Annotated in this window: 11 protein-coding genes; 7 read left to right on the forward strand and 4 right to left on the reverse strand. The window is 56.3% G+C overall.

The genetic code is table 11. From position 1 onward, the window contains the following. Window positions 1-1441 precede the first annotated feature (1441 nt). Window positions 1442-1912, reverse strand: a complete 471-nt coding sequence (locus CAUR_RS08670; protein WP_015909099.1) for a DUF3592 domain-containing protein — start codon at window positions 1910-1912, stop codon at window positions 1442-1444. 676 nt (window positions 1913-2588) lie between these two features. Here CAUR_RS08670 and CAUR_RS21510 point away from each other — a divergent pair. Further along, window positions 2589-5510: a histidine kinase N-terminal 7TM domain-containing protein gene (locus CAUR_RS21510; protein WP_012257523.1), complete on the forward strand. Its 2922-nt coding sequence runs from the start codon at window positions 2589-2591 to the stop codon at window positions 5508-5510. Beyond that, window positions 5411-6286 (forward strand): sensor domain-containing diguanylate cyclase, encoded by an 876-nt coding sequence (locus tag CAUR_RS08680; protein ID WP_242605106.1) that lies wholly within the window; start codon window positions 5411-5413, stop codon window positions 6284-6286. The genes CAUR_RS21510 and CAUR_RS08680 overlap by 100 nt, the downstream gene beginning before the upstream one ends. A 699-nt stretch (window positions 6287-6985) precedes the next feature. Here CAUR_RS08680 and CAUR_RS08685 read toward each other — a convergent pair. Then, on the reverse strand, window positions 6986-8863 hold the full coding sequence (locus CAUR_RS08685) for an MSCRAMM family protein (protein ID WP_012257525.1): 1878 nt from the start codon (window positions 8861-8863) through the stop codon (window positions 6986-6988). A 797-nt stretch (window positions 8864-9660) separates the two neighbouring features. On the opposite strand from CAUR_RS08685, the gene CAUR_RS08690 reads away from it, so the two are divergent. From CAUR_RS08690 to CAUR_RS08705, 4 genes are all read left to right on the forward strand, one after another. Beyond that, window positions 9661-10353, forward strand: a complete 693-nt coding sequence (locus CAUR_RS08690) for a histidine phosphatase family protein (RefSeq protein WP_242605107.1) — start codon at window positions 9661-9663, stop codon at window positions 10351-10353. Window positions 10354-10355: 2 nt separating this feature from the next. Then, the gene (locus CAUR_RS08695; protein WP_012257527.1) at window positions 10356-10883 is read left to right on the forward strand and encodes a DUF3090 domain-containing protein; all 528 of its coding nucleotides are present in this window, start codon (window positions 10356-10358) and stop codon (window positions 10881-10883) included. Between the two features lie 75 nt (window positions 10884-10958). Then, window positions 10959-11702, forward strand: coding sequence for an SCO1664 family protein (locus tag CAUR_RS08700; RefSeq protein ID WP_012257528.1), 744 nt, complete (start codon window positions 10959-10961; stop codon window positions 11700-11702). A 594-nt stretch (window positions 11703-12296) separates the two neighbouring features. Further along, complete coding sequence (locus CAUR_RS08705; protein ID WP_012257529.1) at window positions 12297-13736, forward strand: STAS domain-containing protein; 1440 nt, start codon at window positions 12297-12299, stop codon at window positions 13734-13736. 23 nt (window positions 13737-13759) lie between these two features. Here the strand turns inward: CAUR_RS08705 and CAUR_RS08710 are convergent, their stop codons facing one another. Together CAUR_RS08710 and CAUR_RS08715 are read right to left on the reverse strand one after the other, a co-directional pair. Beyond that, window positions 13760-15373 carry an ABC transporter ATP-binding protein gene (locus CAUR_RS08710; protein WP_012257530.1) on the reverse strand — a complete coding sequence of 538 codons (1614 nt, stop codon included), beginning with the start codon at window positions 15371-15373 and terminating at the stop codon, window positions 13760-13762. Further along, window positions 15370-16575: an aminotransferase class V-fold PLP-dependent enzyme gene (locus CAUR_RS08715; RefSeq protein WP_012257531.1), complete on the reverse strand. Its 1206-nt coding sequence runs from the start codon at window positions 16573-16575 to the stop codon at window positions 15370-15372. The genes CAUR_RS08710 and CAUR_RS08715 overlap by 4 nt, the downstream gene beginning before the upstream one ends. 323 nt (window positions 16576-16898) lie before the next feature. On the opposite strand from CAUR_RS08715, the gene pth reads away from it, so the two are divergent. Beyond that, window positions 16899-17465, forward strand: coding sequence for an aminoacyl-tRNA hydrolase (gene pth, locus CAUR_RS08720; protein WP_012257532.1), 567 nt, complete (start codon window positions 16899-16901; stop codon window positions 17463-17465). Window positions 17466-17525 lie beyond the last annotated feature (60 nt).

A 17525-nucleotide genomic window follows, 5' to 3' on the forward strand; every position in this document is an offset into this window, starting at 1 on the left:
CCGGAGGCGCACGCTCCCAGGAGATGCCGAGGTGGTGTCGGTGGGGAGCGCGCCGGAGGCGTGCGCTCCCAGGAGATGCCGGGTGGTGTCGGGTGGGGAGTGCGCCGGAGCGCGCACGCTCCCAGGAGATGCCGAGGCGGTGTCGGTGGTGAGCGCGCCGGAGGCGTGCGCTCCCAGGACGCGCCGGAGCGGTGTCGGGTGTGGTGAGTGCGCCGGAGGTGTGCGCTCCCAGGACGCGCCGGAGCGGTGTCGGGTGGGGAGTGCGCCGGAGGCACGTGCTCCCAGGGGATAGTGGCGCGCCGGAGGTGTGCGCTCCCAGGAGATGCCTGAGTGGTGTCGGGTGGGGAGTGCGCCGGAGCGCGCGCTCCCAAGGGACGCCTGGTGAAGGAGCCCTATGCATTACCCACATGTCGCGCTGCGTTAGGTCGGGCTGCAAGCGCTCCCCGTGGCGCAGGCTTCCAGCCTGCGTGCAGGCATCATCGCCACCGCCGGCAGGTGCTGGCCATGACCGCTGGTGTGCAGGCACGAACTTGGTGCAACAATACGTCGCATGTGCCTGACCGACTCGATGATCGGCACGAGCACATCCAGCACCTCCGTGACCTGGAGATGTATCGGCGTTCCACGCGCCGGATCGTGAGCACGGCTGGCGCGGCAGCATGGCTGCCGCACTCCAAACTGCGCGACACGCACACGATGCGCGTGTAAGGCAACCCATTCAGCACGTGATACCACGGCTGGAGCGGCGCACTGCCACCGGGTCAGTCGCTCAAAACAACACCAATAGCGATCATACTCGCTGATACGCACGTGGTTAACACCAGTTGTGGGTAATGCATAGGTGAAGGAGCCGGAGGCGTGCGTTCCCAAGGGATGCCGGGTGGTGTCGGTGGTGAGCGCGCCGGAGGCGTGCGCTCCCAGGAGATGCCTGGTGAATGAGCTGGAGGTGTGCGCTCCCAGGAGATGCCTGGTGAATGAGCTGAAGGCGTGCGCTCCCAGGAGACGCTAAAGCGGTGTCAGGGGGGCGCTGAGCGCGCCGGAGGCGCACGCTCCCAGGAGATGTCGAGACGGTGTCGGTGGTGAGCGCGCCGGAGGCGCACGCTCCCAGGATGCGCCGGAGCGGTGTCGGGTGTGGTGAGTGCGTCGGAGGTGTGCGCTCCCAGGATGTGCCGGAGCGGTAGTGTACCGCGAGAGGGTGACGGTAGATAGCGTGCCATTATCTTTATCCAACCAGATTTGACATAACTTTTTTGGGGGAGACGCTGTTCCTGGATGGCGATGGGAGGATACGCTCGTACACGATCTAATACCATCAGAATCGTGGCCGGCGATCCGGCATGGTTAGGGACAGGAGAGGTGATCCATTACGTTTCCCCTCCTGAAACGGGTTGTGATTTGTGGGAGTAGACTCTGTGGGCTAGCGATGGGTTGTTGAGAGGGATTACCCTGGATGCGATGTGGTCTGGTTACGTGTATCGAAGATGGCCATGCCGCATCCTGCCAGACCCGCTACCAATGCACCACTACCGAGCAAGATGACCGCAAAAGCAGGAAACCATAGCTCGAACCAGGAGTCAATTCTAGCATCTTGTGGGAATTGAGGATCATACAGGATGGCTACTTGTTGGCCGACTCGGTAGGCGAATTGACTGCCACCGGTTTTTTCCTCAAAACGAATGACTTCACCCGCTGGAGTGCGGAATTCAATGACCGGGTAGAATCTGGGGTCTTCGCCAATCTCGTCAACTTTAATGATCTCAACAACCGTGCCTGTGCCACTGATCATCGTGTTCAACTGCTCGCGGATTGATTGTTGCAATAGCCATCCTACAAATATAACGACAGCGCCGATGATTGCGAAGAACAGACCGATGAGCAAGGCTCCCGTCCTTGATAGAGGTTTCGGCTCCATAACGAGGCTATCCCCTTACGATAGGTAAGATGTCATTGTCGAGAAATGTTCTCTGTCATATAAACATATTTGCCGATCAATATCAATCGGTTCTATATTCTTTTTTTGAGGGTATTTTTGTGTTTTAATAAGAAACATAAATGTAGACACTACCGTTATGCGCGCTGAGCAAGAGAGCGACAGTCTTCGAGGTGATCATTATGTTATACGAGACGGCTACCAGAAGAAGTTGTTTATTTCATTGTTGAAAAGCTATGCAATGGTGAAAGGATTGCTCTCTAACCGTATTGGATGTAGGAGACCACGGTGAGTATTGCGGGCAGAAGTGACCGATGGATTTGGTGTGTGTCACACGCACTCGCTGTGAAGCACGTATCGTATCAGCAGCGTGGCTGGCCCTGGCTTCACCCGACCAGCCCGCTCTCGCCATATGGTGGGCGTTGGATTGATGACAGGCACATATAAGCGCAATCGTGCAGGAGACTGAGGTCAAACACTTTTTCCCAACAAATAACATAACAATGTGCTGGAATGATCGCTGGTGATTGATTATCCATTGAACTCGCATTGTGCAATAATAGGAGACGAAGCATTGCGATGTCGGGCTGGAAAGTGGCTTTCATCCAATGGCTGTTCAGTGTTCCTGATGCAGGTGAAGGTGCCGGGATAATCACCTATGACCATCGAAGTACAGGTTGCCGTTTTGCTGCTCTGGGGCAGTGCTGCGCTGACGGGGAGTATTGCGTATTACGCCTTTCGTCACCTCACCCGGCCTGGTGCGCTTACGTTAGCGTTGCTGTTGACGGCAATGAGTGGGTGGTCACTGTTGTATGCGGCTGAGTTACAGGCACCTTCGTTGGCGGCGAAAGTGATCTTTGCCAAACTGCAATATCTGGCCATTACCACAATTTCACCATTGTGGCTAATCTTTGCTTTGCAGTACACCGGACGTGATGACTGGCTGACGCCCTGGCGACGACGGCTTTTGTTTGTGCCGGCGATTGTGACCTGTTTGCTGGTGTTTACGAATGAATGGCACGGCCTGATCTGGCGCGATGTGGCCCTTGATCCGAGGGGACATCCAGAACTGTTGGTTGTTGGGCGTGGGGTTGGGTTCTGGTTTCATGCGGCGATTGCTTATAGCCTGATCATCGGCGGTATTGTGCTCTACATCGTGTTTGCAATACAGGTAGCGCGTTTGTATCGCTATCAGGCGCTGATGATGGTGGGGAGTGCGCTGGTGCCGCTATCGAGCAATGCTGTCTATTTGTCAGGTGCATTACCGCTGGGTTGGGTTGATCCAACGCCGCTTATTTTCGCCGGTTCGGGTCTCTTGCTGGCGATCGGATTCTTTCGGTTTGGGTTGTTTGACATCACGCCCATTACTGCCCGTACCATTGTTACCCATCTGCAAGATGCGGTCATGGTGCTCGATCATTTGTACCGTGTCGTTGAGTTCAATCCTGCCGCGCAACGTCTCCTGCAGATTGACGAACAGATCATTGGTTATCCGCTCAACAAATTGGTGCAGATACATCAATTCATTCCAGACAAAGAACCGGCAGAGGGTTCCTATGAGATTGTGATTGGCACTGAAGCCAATCAGCGCGTCTTTCAGCTCAGTGTCGCGATGGTTCGCGAGCGGCAGCATGTGCCGGTGAGCTACATTCTGGTCTGGCGTGAGACGACCCGCGAGCACGTTTTGCTGACTACCGAGCGGCGGCGGGTGGAGCGACAGCGCCATCTGGTGCAGTCAATCGGTGAGTTGCTGGCTGCAACCGACACCGCTGCTTTTTACAGCACACTGATGGTCGCGGCACAAAAGGTGTTGACTGCGGATAGAGCGGCAATCTACCTCTATGATCGGACAACCGACAGCCTGAGCTGCCCGTATGCAAGTGGGCTTTCAGCCGAGTACGTGGCTACGATTAACCGGTTTTTTCATAATGTCCCTGGGGCACAACTACTTCAAAGTCCCCAGCCTATCGTGGTTGTTGATGCCCAAACCCATCCCGGTTTAGCGCCACTCCGCGAGGCAGTCGTGCGGGAAGGATTTCACTCCTATGCAGTCTTTCCGCTGTTTATGCCGGATGGCCTGGGTGGAGCGTTTGTAGTTTACCGGAATGTTGTCAAGCCATTTTCAGAAGATGAGATCAATGCCGGTCAGACGCTGGCGTATGTTGCCGCTGCGATGCTGGAAAACAAACGTCTCTTGACGGGTGCGCGTCGCCATGCCCGTCAGATGACGTTACTGAATGAGATAACCCGTACAGCGCTTGGGATCGATGATCTGCACGAGATGTTGCGGCTGCTGGCAAACCGACTGGGTGAACTGTTTGAAGCGGATGGTGCATATCTCGCGTTGTGGGATGAGCATCTGCAACGTCCAGTGCCGGCAGCGGCCAGCGCAGGATTGCACGAGCGGTACATGCAAATGCGCGCTGAGGCAGGGGAACCAACCCTCACTGAAAGTGCGTTGCGAGCAGGTCGGGTGTTAGCAATTGAGGATGTCTTCAACACACCCTACTTGAGTCGTCGAATTGCCAATCTCTTTCCTAGCCGCTCTATTCTTGCCTTACCGCTGATGGTTGAGCAGCAGAAGCTTGGTGCAGCATTGATTGGGTTTAATCAACGGCATCGGTTTACCGACGAAGAGATCACGCTTGGCGAGCAGGTTGCAGCCCAGCTTTCGCTGGCCATTGTGAAAATCCATTTGCTGGCCGCCGAGCGGGAACAGCGGCGGTTGGCGGAAGCGCTGCGCCAGGCCGGGTTGGCGCTGAGCGAAAGCCTTGATGTCAATACGATTCTGGATCGGTTGCTCGACGAGATACAACGAGTGGTGCCGTATGATTCGGCGAATGTGATGATCGTCGAGTATGACGAACAGCAGCAGGCGCAGCGGGCCAGGCTTACTCACCTGCGGGGATATGACCGCTTTGGCGAAGCGGTTGCTCGTGCGGCGGCGGCAGTGGTGTTCGAGGTTGCCAGCACGCCCAATTTGCAGCGGATGCTGACCACCGGTCGGCCTTTTATCGTTCCAGACACTGCGCAGGAGCCTGGGTGGGTAGATATCGAAGCGGCTGCCCATGTTCGTTCGTGGGCCGGGGCGCCAATCATCATTCACGGTCGGGTAATCGCATTTTTCTCGCTAGACAAAACTGAGCCGAATTTTTACCGGCCAGAGCATGCCGATTACCTGGCTGCCTTTGCCGGACACGCTGCGCTGGCTATCGAGAATGCCCGTCTCTACAGTGAAGCCCAGCGTCGTAGCGAAGAACTGCGTATCCTGTATGCCGCGAGCCGTGATTTCAGTGCTGGTCTCGACGAAGGAACCATTCTGGATGCAATCGTACATCACTTGGTAGAAGCATTTCAGGCGGCGCGCTGTGTCATCTTGCGTCGGGAGCCAAGCGAACCTCCTTTCATGCTTAACCAAACGCCGAATTTCAGGCGGCGCGCTGTGTCATCTTGCGTTGGGAGCCGCTGCAGGAGCAGATTGTGCTGGCGTTTGCCTGTACGGCGGCGACGACCATGGACGATATTGAGACAGGGAGGGTGTACTCGCTGCGCGATGTACCGGTCTTGCAACAGGTATTGATCAGTGCTGAGCCGGCTTTCATCAATGCCGACCAGGATGTTGATAATACGTTTCTCGGCCAGTTAGATTGCCCAAAGCTGTTGATCTTGCCGCTGGCGACCGGTCTGAAAACATCGGTGTATGGTCTCGTTGTGGTTGGGCGGGCACGCAGTGATCCCGATTTTACCACTGCCGAACTCCAACTGGGCCAGAGTCTGGCGACACAGGCGGCGACTGCGCTGGAAAATGCACGGTTGTACGCCGAAGTAGAAGCACTGGCAGTTACCGATAGTCTGACCGGGATTGCCAATCGGCGTGCTTTTGATCGGGCGCTTGAACGTGAGTTTGTGCGGGCGCGTCACTACGGTTATCCACTGGCGCTGATTATGGTCGATATCGATTCATTCAAACACTACAACGATACGTATGGTCATCTGGCCGGTGATGACAGATTGCGGGCAGTGGCACAGTTGCTGGCGCAATCGGTACGTGAAGTAGACTTTGTCGCCCGCTACGGTGGTGAGGAGTTTGCGATTATCCTGACCAATACCGACAAGCAGACGGCGATAGCTGTGGCCGAGCAGATACGACGTAAGGCTGAAATGTCGTGTCCTGAACCACTGAATGGGCTACCGGTGTCCGGCTACACCCTCAGTCTCGGTGTGGCAGCTTTCCCGGATGATGCTCAGACACCCGTGGCGCTGTTGCTGGCTGCCGACAATGCCGAGCTGGCGGCCAAGCGGGCTGGGAAGAACCGGGTGTGGGTGGTGGGGTATGAGATGGAGGAAGAAGGGTAAGATTAGTTGCTGGTATGAGGAGAATCATACTATCAAATCTTGAAAATACGTGCATTACTGCCTATCCCGGATATGCGGTGAACCATGACAATCAGTGGGGATCATCTGCATGGTACGCAGGGTGGATACCGTAGGGGCGGGTTGGGAACGGGCGGGTTAAGAACCCAGGGCGGGTTTGGAACCCGCCCCTACGTGCAACGCGGTGGGGGTGGGTTGAGAACCCAGGGCGGGTTGAGAATCCAGGGCGGGTTCCAAACCCGCCCCTACGTGCAATGCGGTGGGGATGGGTTGAGAACCCAGGGCGGGTTTGGAACCCGCCCCTACGTGCAACGCGGTGGGGGTGGATTGGGAACGGGCGGGTTGAGAACCCAGGGCGGGTTTGGAACCCGCCCCTACGTGCAACGCGGTGGGGGTGGCTTGAGAACCCAGGGCGGGTTGAGAACCCAGGGCGGGTTGAGAACCCAGGGCGGGTTTGGAACCCGCCCCTACGTGCAACGCGGTGGGGGTGGGTTGAGAACCCAGGGCGGGTTGAGAACCCGCCCCTACGTGAATCGGGTGCCATGCAGTGTTTTTTCAGATTTGATATAGCCCCTCTTTCGCGGGCGTCCGTGTAGGCTGAGGTAGACTATCTGTCGGATTGAACATCATCCTCACCTCTGGGTGGCAGACCAGAGGTGAGGACGGTATCAACGAACTGTGTCAGGGCGTATTCCCACCACCGAAATCATCGAACGTGGCGTTTGCCGTCTTGTGGTACCAGACCCCAATACGACCACCCCGGTTGGCAAAGAAGCTGGTGGTTGAGGTAGCGCCGATCAGGACGCCGTTCCTGTACACGCGGACTGAACCGTCGGCCAGCGCACGTGCGCCGAGAACGTCGCCGTTGGCAAGAGTAACCGGAATGGTGAGATGGGTTGTCCAGTTTTGACCAGGCTGGATGCTCTCGACCACGACCTGCTGATTGACCGCATCATACGAGACGAGGATCATCCCTCTCGCATAGTTGTGCGTAGCCTGCGCCTTGAGGATGAGCGAATGATGCTTGCCTTGCGGGTCGATGGTCGTCAGTTTCACACAGGCCACCTGATCGGCACCGAAGGTGCGTGGTGCTTTATTCCAGAAGATCGCACCTGCGGTTGTGAAGGGTTGAACCTGGTTGCTCAGGATGCGGTAGGTGCTGGTTGCGCCGGTCCAGTTCTTCCCAAGCCCTTTCGTTGTGTTTGCCCGATTGAAGTCGTCGAGCAATGGACAGGCCAGGGCCGGCCCGACATAGGTGTTCTGAACCGTTACCTGCGCCGTTTGGTCGGGGTCAACATTCGCCGGTGAGCCGGTGATGGTAACGATCCAGTCGCTACCCGGCGACTCGCTCACGGTGTAGGTGCCCGGTACCAGTGGCCCGAAGGTCAGCGAACCGCCGCTCGTGGTCTGGCAGAAGGGGGTTGGATAGGAAGGTCCGCTGATGCAGATGTTGAAGATGGTGGGAGTGGGTGTAACACCTTGCCAGTTGATGGTCTTGTTGACGTTCAAGCTGCCTGGACGAAGCGTGTTAGTGACCGTCACAGTGACCGGCTGAGCATCAGTGATACTTACGGTACCGGGCAGAGACACATCCCACGCTGGGCCGGGATCGGTCTCGGTAACGGTATAGTCGCCGATCAGCAGGTTGCTCCAGGTTACATTACCGCCACTCGTGGTCTGGCAGTTCCCTGATGGGTACGACGGGCCGGTGATGCAAATCTCGAAGGTCTGGCCGGCTACCGGTGGCGCACCGCTCCAGTCGACGACCTTGGTGACGGTGAGTTCACCCCGAATATCAACCTCAAAATTGGCATGCACCTCATCGTTGCCCCACTGCAACGTGACATTATCGACGAAGCCGCGGAAGGTAGCGCCCCAGCCGGAGCCAACCCCCACATTCACCCCGAAAACGATTGAAAACTGGTCAATATTGATCGGTGCCGGGTCGCCCGGCTGACCGAGCGGCGAACCGGTAATCCAGTCGTTGAGGGTGGAGTTGAAGTTCTGGACAACACCGCTGGGGATTGATTGACCGGAAGGAACGAACATCCAGAACTTTCCATTCAGGATGTTTTGAGTAATCCATTGATCGGTCGGTATGGGAGCTGCGCTGTTATAAACAGGCTCCCAGATCAGGAGCGCGTACTTACCGAAGGTTGGGGATAATGGGTTGGCATCGCCGACGTACAGGCGTAAGACCGGAGCGAGGTGATTGGCAGTCGTGCTGCTGCTGGAGCGGTAGTACTCGTAGCTCAGAGCAGTCAGACCGGCCAGGGTGCGGTTGGGAAAATTGACGGGATTCCAGCGCTTCTCGTAGTCGGCTTTGTCCTGGCCTGGTGTAATGGTATTGGTGGTAAACTCTAGCGAGCCATTGCCGGAACGGGGCTGGGCAGTGGTGATGGCGACAGTGGCATCAGCGCGTACATTGGCAGGTGCCCAGCCGTCGGGTGCGCTGGGTGTAACGACAATCGCCAGCGCAGTGGTTGTTGTCAGACCGAGCAGACATAAGACGACGATGAACGTCCATACCATGCGTCGGTAACGGTAGAAAAGATTCATAGACCCCCCAGGTTCCGTGAACTGTTGCTACTGTGCGTATGACCGACAATACCGGATGCGATGAGCGCGTGATGTTACGGATGCGAGCGTTTCGTTGCAGCGAGTCACCTCCTTCGGCATAGTGGCAAGACGTTATTAGCCGACCGATCAAGTAGGGACGATGCCGGGATGATGGGTTCAGGATTGGGTAGCAGAGACGCAGAGTAGATCGAGGACATCAGGAAATACGCAACACCTCATAGCGTGCCAGGCTATGCTGGTTGGGCTGTATGTCCCGGATTGATGGTGAGTTGCCGTGAGCAGATGATGTGGGGTGTGACAGTATCTGAAACGTTGTTCTGGTCTACCCAGAACCAGCACACAGACTAACGCTTTGTACCGTCGTATATACCCGTCATGACGTTGAAGTAGTGTGACGACAGGGATGTATATTTTTAACTGAAAAACAACTGCGTATATCATTATATTCTCAGTACTCACGATATGATCTGAAAAATTTTTTTCATCAGAACGATAACAAAATAGTCATTTACGACTAGTTAAGTAGCAGCAATAAGCTGTAAAAATGTTCTGAAAGTAATGTCAATAACATTACTTTAAATAGTGTAGAATAACAACCTGTTTTAACCACTACCTTCGGTTCCTGTGTGGGCCAGTGCAACGCTCTACCGTGACATCGGCGTAACCGTGGTATCATGGGATAGTGAATGTACTGATGAACGTGCAATCGGTTTGCCCGGAAGAACGAAGAACAATTGCACGCCCGATGTGATCCAGCATAGATGGCAGGTGTCGTTGTGCCAAACGAAGAACGTCGCGTAACCACAGTTCTCTTGATCCGCCACGGGATGAATGACTGGGTGCATGGCCGGTTAGCCGGCTGGCTACCGGGGGTTCATCTCAGTGAAGAGGGACGCCGACAGGCGGCAGCGCTGAGTGAACGATTGGGGGATTTACCGATTACCGCACTTTACACCAGTCCGCTGGATCGGTGTATAGAAACTGCCCGGGCAATTGCTGAGCCACGTGGTCTGCCATTGCGGATCGTGGAGCAGATTGGCGAGGTGCGTTACGGCGATTGGGAAGGCGCTGAGTTGAAGGAGCTGTACAAGCATGAGCTTTGGCCGGGAGTACAGCACTATCCGAGTGGCACCCGCTTTCCGCGTGGCGAGACATTGGGTGAGGCGCAGATGCGCATGGTTAGCGCCATTGATCAGTTGCGTGCCCGTCATCACGGTGAGCTGATTGCCGTGGTTTCACACGCCGACTTGATCCGGCTGGCACTGGCGTATTATATTGGTGTCCACATTGATCTGTTTCAGCGGCTAGTGATAAATCCTTGCTCGTTGAGTGCAATCGCATTTGAGCCGATGGGTCCTCGTTTACTGGCCTACAATGAGACCGGGTCGCTTGATCATCTGCGCCCCAAACCGTCTTCGCCGCCGGACTCACCGGCGACAGCGTCCCCGTCATCAACGGAGGCAACGTAGATATGGCAGAGTTTACCTTTGATCTGGAATCGGTGCATCGCATTACTGCCGGGGCTGTTGGCCCACGGGGTCGGCGCGTGTTTTACTTGCAGGCCCGGCGGGGTAATCGTTTAGTCACCCTCCTGGCAGAAAAGGAGCAGATCCGCGAGCTGGCGAATGCGATTAATCGCCTGCTTGAAGTGATCGGCGAGCGGAACCCCCGGCTGGCAACCTCTGATGATTTGCTGGTGACCGATATGAGCCTTGAGGAGCCGCTCGAACCGGAGTTCCGCATTTATCAGATGGGGCTGGGCTACGATAGTGAGCGTGATCGGATTGTGTTACTGGCGCAGGGTATGCCGGAAGGCAACGATGAAGAGCCGCTATCGGCACGTTTTTCGGCGACCCGCGAACAGATGAAGGCGCTGAGTATTCACGCTGAACAAGTGGTGGCAGCTGGTCGTCCAATCTGTGGGAATTGCGGTCGCCCGATTGACCCCAGTGGTCATTTCTGCCCGCATCGCAACGGTCACGGCCCGGTGTATAGCTGATCAGGTCTGATCAGGAAAAGGTAGCGCAAGCGACCAGGAAGCAGGAAACCCATACGCTATCGTGAAAGGCAGAGTATGGAAGGCGGTCATGCACGCGAGTTGAGTGTCGCACGGGTCCTTACGGCGCTGGCACAGGGTACGATGAACGTTGAAGCAGCCATGCCGTATAGCAGCAATTATACGCTGCTGACCAGTATTGTTCACGATGATCTGCATCTGCTGGCAGTGTATAAGCCCCAGCGTGGCGAACGCCCGTTATGGGATTTTCCGCGTGGCACACTCTACCGGCGTGAGGCCGCTGCATATCTGGTGAGCGAAGCGTTGGGCTTTCATCTGGTGCCGCCAACCGTTGTGCGCGATGGGCCGTATGGGGTTGGCATGGTGCAGTTGTTCATCGATAACGATGAAGAGGTACACCTGTTTACAATGTTGAAGCAGGGTGGGTACGAGCGCGAGATCAGACTGCTCTGTGCGTTTGATTGCCTGGTCAACAATGCTGATCGGAAGAGTGGTCACTGTCTGCAAGGGCGTGATGGCCGATTGTGGGCAATCGATCACGGGATTTGTTTTCACGTCGAACCCAAACTGCGAACAGTGCTCTGGGATTTTGTTGGCGAGCCGCTTCCAGATGAGGTGATCGCCGCTTTTACCGATTTTCGCCAGCAGCTTGATCAGGATGAGCGGTTAAATCAGGCCCTGCACACCTTACTTGATCGGGCTGAGGTGCGAGCGTTACGGCGGCGATTGAACCGCTTGCTGGAACAGGGTTGCTATCCGCCCCCTGGCCCCGGCCCACACGTGCCCTGGCCACCGGTGTAAGCAATTAGAGGACTTCCCGGCGGCCAGACGGTGCAGCTTAAGAGTGACTCACAGCGATCACGTTGATCTGCCAGCACGCAATTCCACCGGCTGATACCCTTTTATTGTTCTGCAATGTGGGCCTTTCTACGATGGCCCTATTACCCGTGCGAGCTGTTGATCCATAACACCTGTTTTTATAGCGGACAGCAGTAGATCATCTGTCAGTAGACCTCTGCGCAAGTTCAGGGATGGATTGGGAAGGGGTGAGGGTGTTACAGCTTCTCTCTCCCGTGCGTACTCGCGAGGATTGTCCGTTCTCCCTCACCACGCTTCCTAAGCTACCAGATTCCATATTATCCAGCTAGATTTATAAACAACCTCTCCACTTCGTTGCAATCGCTATTCTCGAGTGCTATCATACGTCTTGAACAAATCGCTGCTGGTAACAATGCTCATAAACGTCTACATCTCGCGTCTGACAGGCTTTTGCTGCTCTTTCATGGGTGGTCTGGTGCCGGGCGTGGGGTCAGTTGCCAGAGGTGTGACAGAGAACTCCATGTATTCACGCCAGTTCTGCGATCAGGATAGGCATATACATACACGGATAACTACATGGAACTCCTCGCCATTCTCTTCACCATTGTTATTCTCGTCGCCAGCATTGTGTATGTTTTGTTGCAAGATTATCGGGCAACGGCGAATCGTATTTTTGCCCTCTTTACTACCGCTTCGCTACTGTTAAGTTGTGCCGGAGCAGTGCGATTTGCCAGTCGGAGCCAGACCGAGATATGGTTGTTGTCCGGGCTGCTGACCTCGCTGCAAGCAGCGACCTTTGGTCTGTTGATCTGGTTGATACTCATTCTCTTTATGCCGCATCGCTATAATCAACCGGCGATCCGTTGGGCTACGATTTCACCATACATGGTGATGGCGATCGGTCTGGCAATTGACTGGTACGGTCGGTTTGGGTTTGTGGGCCGTGATGTCTTTCGCGAAGAGAGTGGTATTCTGACGTTCGTGCGTGGGCCGGCTTTTTGGCCGGTATTTGCACTCTACATCATCGGTTGTATCGTTATACCGGTGACGATGCTGGTGACGCTCGCGGTACGTCATCCTGCCGTGCGAAGTCCGACGATCTGGCTTACCACAGGGACATTGTTAACCCTCGTGACCGGCTATTTCTCGCGGGAGATCGGTCTGACTGCGCTGACCTATGCCAGTCTGCTGCCTATCCATCTCTCGTTTGGTTGGGTTACGATAAAGTATGGTCTTTTTCGGCCTTCACAGGTTGCCCTGCAAGCAGCCGTTGAACATTTGCCTGATGGGGTGTTGGTGCTCGATGCCAAACATCGGGTACGGTTTGCCAATCGTGCTGCACAGCAATTGGTGGCGCTGGAGATAGGATGTGGTCTGGAAGAGGTGCTACACGAGGCAGGCTTTGTCGAGCAGAATACCGTTTCCGATCATAGGCCGGGCTATCGTCGTTTTGTGCGGGGAAATGAGCGGGTGCTTCTGCTTTCCGAAGTGGTCATTCGAGACGAGCGTGGTGGATCGAGCGTTGTGCTGTTGCGTGATGTGACGATTGTTGAGCGGCAACAGGCCGAGCTGCTGGCGTCGCAGGCGATCCTGTCCGAACGGAGTGCAGCGCTGGAACGGTCCCTCGCAGAGCTTCGCCAGCGCGATGAATTATTGCGACGGTTAACGTTGCCGATCATCCCGCTCAGTTCAACGACGCTGGTGGTGCCTTTGATCGGGATGTTTGATGCTGAACGGTGTCAGACGCTGGTGCAGTTGATCCTGAACGAAACGGCAGCCCGTCAGGTGCGGGTGGTGCTGATTGATGTGACTGGACTGACGGTGTTCGATCAGACGCTTGCCCACACGTTGAACCAGCTTAACCAGGGTGCCCGGTTAATGGGAGCGCAGATTGTCCTGTGCGGAATTCGTCCCGATCTGGCTGAGGTGATGATCCACACCGGCTCGATGTGGGATGGCATTCGTTCCTTCGCAACGCTTCAGGACGGTGTTTCAGCGTTGCTGGTTGCCAGGTAGCCGGCAGCATGCTGATGCTAATGTTACGGTGATCGCCAGCCTAACCCGTCAAGCGCCTGCGGAACCGTCAGCCAGCCCTGACCGGGAAACAGCTTGGCGATCTGCGAGGAAAAGATGAGACTGTTGCCGAGCAGATCGGCAGTCGATCCCTCCACTACTACCTCTCCCTCACTCAACAACACTACCCAATCGGCGCACGCGGCGACCAGTTCGACATCGTGGGTGGCCATGATCACAGTCCGCCCATCCCGGCATAGACTGCGCAGCGTGTCGATCAGGGCATGCTTGGCGTGGTAGTCGAGGCCGCGGGTCGGCTCGTCGAGCAAAATAAGCTGCGGATCACCGGCCAGGCTAGCGGCTAAAGCGGCCCGCTGCGCCTCACCGCCGCTCAGGCTGCGCGGGTAGCGGGCTATCAGGTGGTTGATACGGAAGCGCGTGAGGATGTCACGAATGGCAGATTGGGTGGGGGATAGCCTGCGCCCACGCAGACTGAAGGCAATCTCTTCCTCAAGCGTGTCGTGGAAGAGGATGCTGCGCGGCTGTTGCGGTACATACGCAACGTGTCGGGCAAGTTCTTCGACAGCCAGCGGGGCAATGTCGCGCCCTTCCAGTTCGACGCGCCCTTCACTGGGGCGAACGAGGCCGATCAGTGTCTTCAGGAGTGTACTCTTACCACTACCGTTGCGTCCCATCAGGGCGATGAGTGCGCCACGCGGTAGGTCAAGCTGTACCCGGTAGAGTGCTTCGTGCTGTCCATAGCGTACCGTGACATTGCGCAACCGTGCAATCGGTGCGGTGGTGGTTGGTGGTGACGGCGATGCAGGCGAGGTGAAATCGGGTAGGTCGGATGGTACGAACTTTCGCCCTTCTTTGATCGTCAGCGGTAATGGCTGCCAGCCCAACACAGCACCGAGATGCTGAAGTGGTGGCCGGAGATCGATTCGACTCAGCACCTCGCGTGGTGGGCCGAGATCGCTCTCACCGTTTGGTGACAGGTAGAGGATGCGATCTGCGTACTGCACGACACGTTCCAGCCGATGTTCACACAGCACGATGGTAATGCCCAGGTCGGAATTGAGCTTCTGGAGTGCAGTTAAGACCTCTTCCGCGCCGTGTGGGTCAAGCTGACTGGTGGGTTCGTCGAGCACCAGCACTCGCGGTTGGGCAGCCAGTGCTGCGGCAATCGCCACTCGCTGTTGCTCGCCGCCGCTGAGGGTCGCCACGTGACGGTGGCGCAGGTGAGCTATCGCCAGTTGATCCAGTACCTCCTCGACCCGTCGCCGCATCATTGGGGGTGGCACACCCAGATTTTCCATCGCGAAGACAATCTCGTCTTCTACTCGCTCAACCACGAACTGGCTCTCCGGGTCTTGCACCACAAATCCAACCAGGTCGGCCAGATCACGGGGTTGGTGCTGGAGCGTGTCGCGTCCCCACACACGCACCCGACCGCGAAAGTGTCCGCCGTAGAAATGGGGCACCAGGCCGTTGAACAGGCGTAGCAGCGTACTTTTGCCAACCCCACCGGGGCCACAAACCAGCAAGAATTCGCCCGGTGCAATCTGAAGACTCAGGTTGCGTAAGATCGGTTCGGTAGCGCCGGGATAGGTGTAGCTTACGTGGTCGATGTCTATCATGATGTGCTCAGTACGGCTTGCAGGCCGGTCAACAATCGCTCAACATCTGCCGGTGTATTGTAGACCTGGATGGAGACGCGGATCAACGGTCGTCCTTCCCAGGTGAAACATGGTACCTCAATTCGCCACTCGCGCCAGAGGCGGGACTGAACCAGTGTCGGATCGCACGGTGGCAGGGGCAGTGCCCGCATCTGCACCCACCAGCCTGGATCGTCAGGGGTAAGCGGTGGTATATCGCTGAGTGCGAGGATGTGCTGCGAGGCGGTACGCAAAAGTTCGTGGCACGCCAGCCGCATTGCGCTCCAGTTGTGGCGACGTTGAAATTCGATGGCTGCCGGGACAGTGAGAAATGCCGAAGGGTCATCGGTGCCCATCCATTCGTAATACGCCTGTAGTGGCCGTCCCTCTGGGTAGGCAAGAAAACTGCCCTGGAGTGGGGTGGGTGGCTGCCATCCCCAACTTACCACCAGTGGTTCCAGTTTGACCTGATGTTCAGAGCGAACGTAGAGAAAACCGGCCCCTTTGGGGGCGCACAACCATTTGTGACAGTTACCGGCGTAGAAATCGGGGGCTAACTCGTGCAGATTCAGGTCGATCTGACCCGGCGCATGCGCACCGTCTATCACGGTGAGAATCCCTGCTGCCCGTGCCCGCCGGCATACCTCTGCCACCGGCATCACGATTGCCGTTGGCGAGGTGATATGGCTGATCAACATAACCCGTGTGCGCGGAGTGACTCCCTGCCAGATCTGATCGATGATCTCATCAGACGTCGTTACCGGCAGTTCAACCGGCTGGTTCCTGTAAGTTGCGCCTCGTTGCAGACACACGTAGCGCCAGGTACGCTCGATAGCGCCGTACTCGTGCGTGATCCCCAAAACTTCATCGCCTGGTTGCAAATCCAGCGAACGGGCCACAATGTTGAGCGCGTAGGTGACGTTTGGGACAAAGACTACATCCTCTGCTGCTGCACCGACGAAAGCTGCCAGTTCAGAACGAGCGCGATACAGCAAATCTGATAAACGTCGTCCGAGAAACTCAACCGGTTGTGCTTCAAGCGTGCGCTGCCACTGCTGATAGACGGCAAAGACCGGCTGTGGACAGGCACCGAAGCTGCCGTGGTTGAGAAAGGTCATATCGCGGCGGAGCAGAAATTGTTCGGCCAGTTCTGGTATGGGCAGAGAGCAGGTTGTCGCTGTCATGGTCGATCCTTGATCGTGGTTGTAGTGTCAGCCTCTATTATCGCCGATAAATGGCGAGCAGATGATCAACCCCCTGATCATACAACCTCGCCCTAATTCCTCTCTTCTTTGCCTGCACCCCACTACCCGCTCTCTCCTATTTTCTCTCGTATTTTCTCTCTCCTCACCCCTATTCCCCCTTCCCTCCACCTGCTCACTTCTATTTTCCTATCTCCTACTTCCTATCTCCTATTTCCTATCTCCTATCTCCTTGACGCATACCGCAACCGCTTCTACCATGCGCATCTGATGCAAAGGAATAGTATCCGGTTAGGATGGATCATATGTGGCTCATTGTTGGTCTGGGAAATCCGGGGGAGCGCTATGCAAGAACCCGCCACAATATCGGTTTTCGGAGTGTGGACACGTTAGCCGAACGGCATGGTCTGACCTTTCGCCCACAACGGGCAAACAGTCAGCTTGCCGAAGGGAACATCTACGGTCAGCGCGTGGTGCTGGCAAAACCCCAAACTTACATGAATCTCAGCGGGCAGGCAGTGGTGGCACTGTGTAACTGGTACAAAATCGATCCGGCTCGCGAGCTGTTGGTCATCTACGATGATCTCGATCTACCGTTCGCCAAACTGCGCATCCGTGAGCGTGGCAGTGCCGGGACGCACAATGGCATGCGGTCGATAGTCGCCCAATTAGGAACGACCGAATTCCCCCGGTTACGGGTCGGGATCGGTCAGCCCCCTGGCAAGATGGATGCTGCCGATTATGTATTGGGACGGTTCACGCCTGATGAAGAGGCTGCTCTTCCCGATCTGCTTGGGCGAATTGCCGATGCAGTTGAGGTGATCTTACGAGAAGGTTTAACAACAGCGATGAACCGCTACAATCCGCTGTAGCACTCTTTGCCCGAAAACCCGCCATCCATCGCCAAACTGCGGTAGACTACAAAGAGGAAG

This window comes from Chloroflexus aurantiacus J-10-fl (assembly GCF_000018865.1).
Taxonomy (GTDB): domain Bacteria; phylum Chloroflexota; class Chloroflexia; order Chloroflexales; family Chloroflexaceae; genus Chloroflexus; species Chloroflexus aurantiacus.

Bases quoted from the DNA above. Each gene is read 5' to 3' on its own strand.
- CAUR_RS08670 (WP_015909099.1), bottom strand. From the start codon at position 1,912: ATGGAGCCGAAACCTCTATCAAGGACGGGAGCCTTGCTCATCGGTCTG.
- pth (WP_012257532.1), top strand. From the start codon at position 16,899: ATGTGGCTCATTGTTGGTCTGGGAAATCCGGGGGAGCGCTATGCAAGA.
- CAUR_RS08685 (WP_012257525.1), bottom strand. From the start codon at position 8,863: ATGAATCTTTTCTACCGTTACCGACGCATGGTATGGACGTTCATCGTC.
- CAUR_RS21510 (WP_012257523.1), top strand. From the start codon at position 2,589: ATGACCATCGAAGTACAGGTTGCCGTTTTGCTGCTCTGGGGCAGTGCT.
- CAUR_RS08715 (WP_012257531.1), bottom strand. From the start codon at position 16,575: ATGACAGCGACAACCTGCTCTCTGCCCATACCAGAACTGGCCGAACAA.
- CAUR_RS08695 (WP_012257527.1), top strand. From the start codon at position 10,356: ATGGCAGAGTTTACCTTTGATCTGGAATCGGTGCATCGCATTACTGCC.
- CAUR_RS08700 (WP_012257528.1), top strand. From the start codon at position 10,959: ATGGAAGGCGGTCATGCACGCGAGTTGAGTGTCGCACGGGTCCTTACG.
- CAUR_RS08705 (WP_012257529.1), top strand. From the start codon at position 12,297: ATGGAACTCCTCGCCATTCTCTTCACCATTGTTATTCTCGTCGCCAGC.
- CAUR_RS08710 (WP_012257530.1), bottom strand. From the start codon at position 15,373: ATGATAGACATCGACCACGTAAGCTACACCTATCCCGGCGCTACCGAA.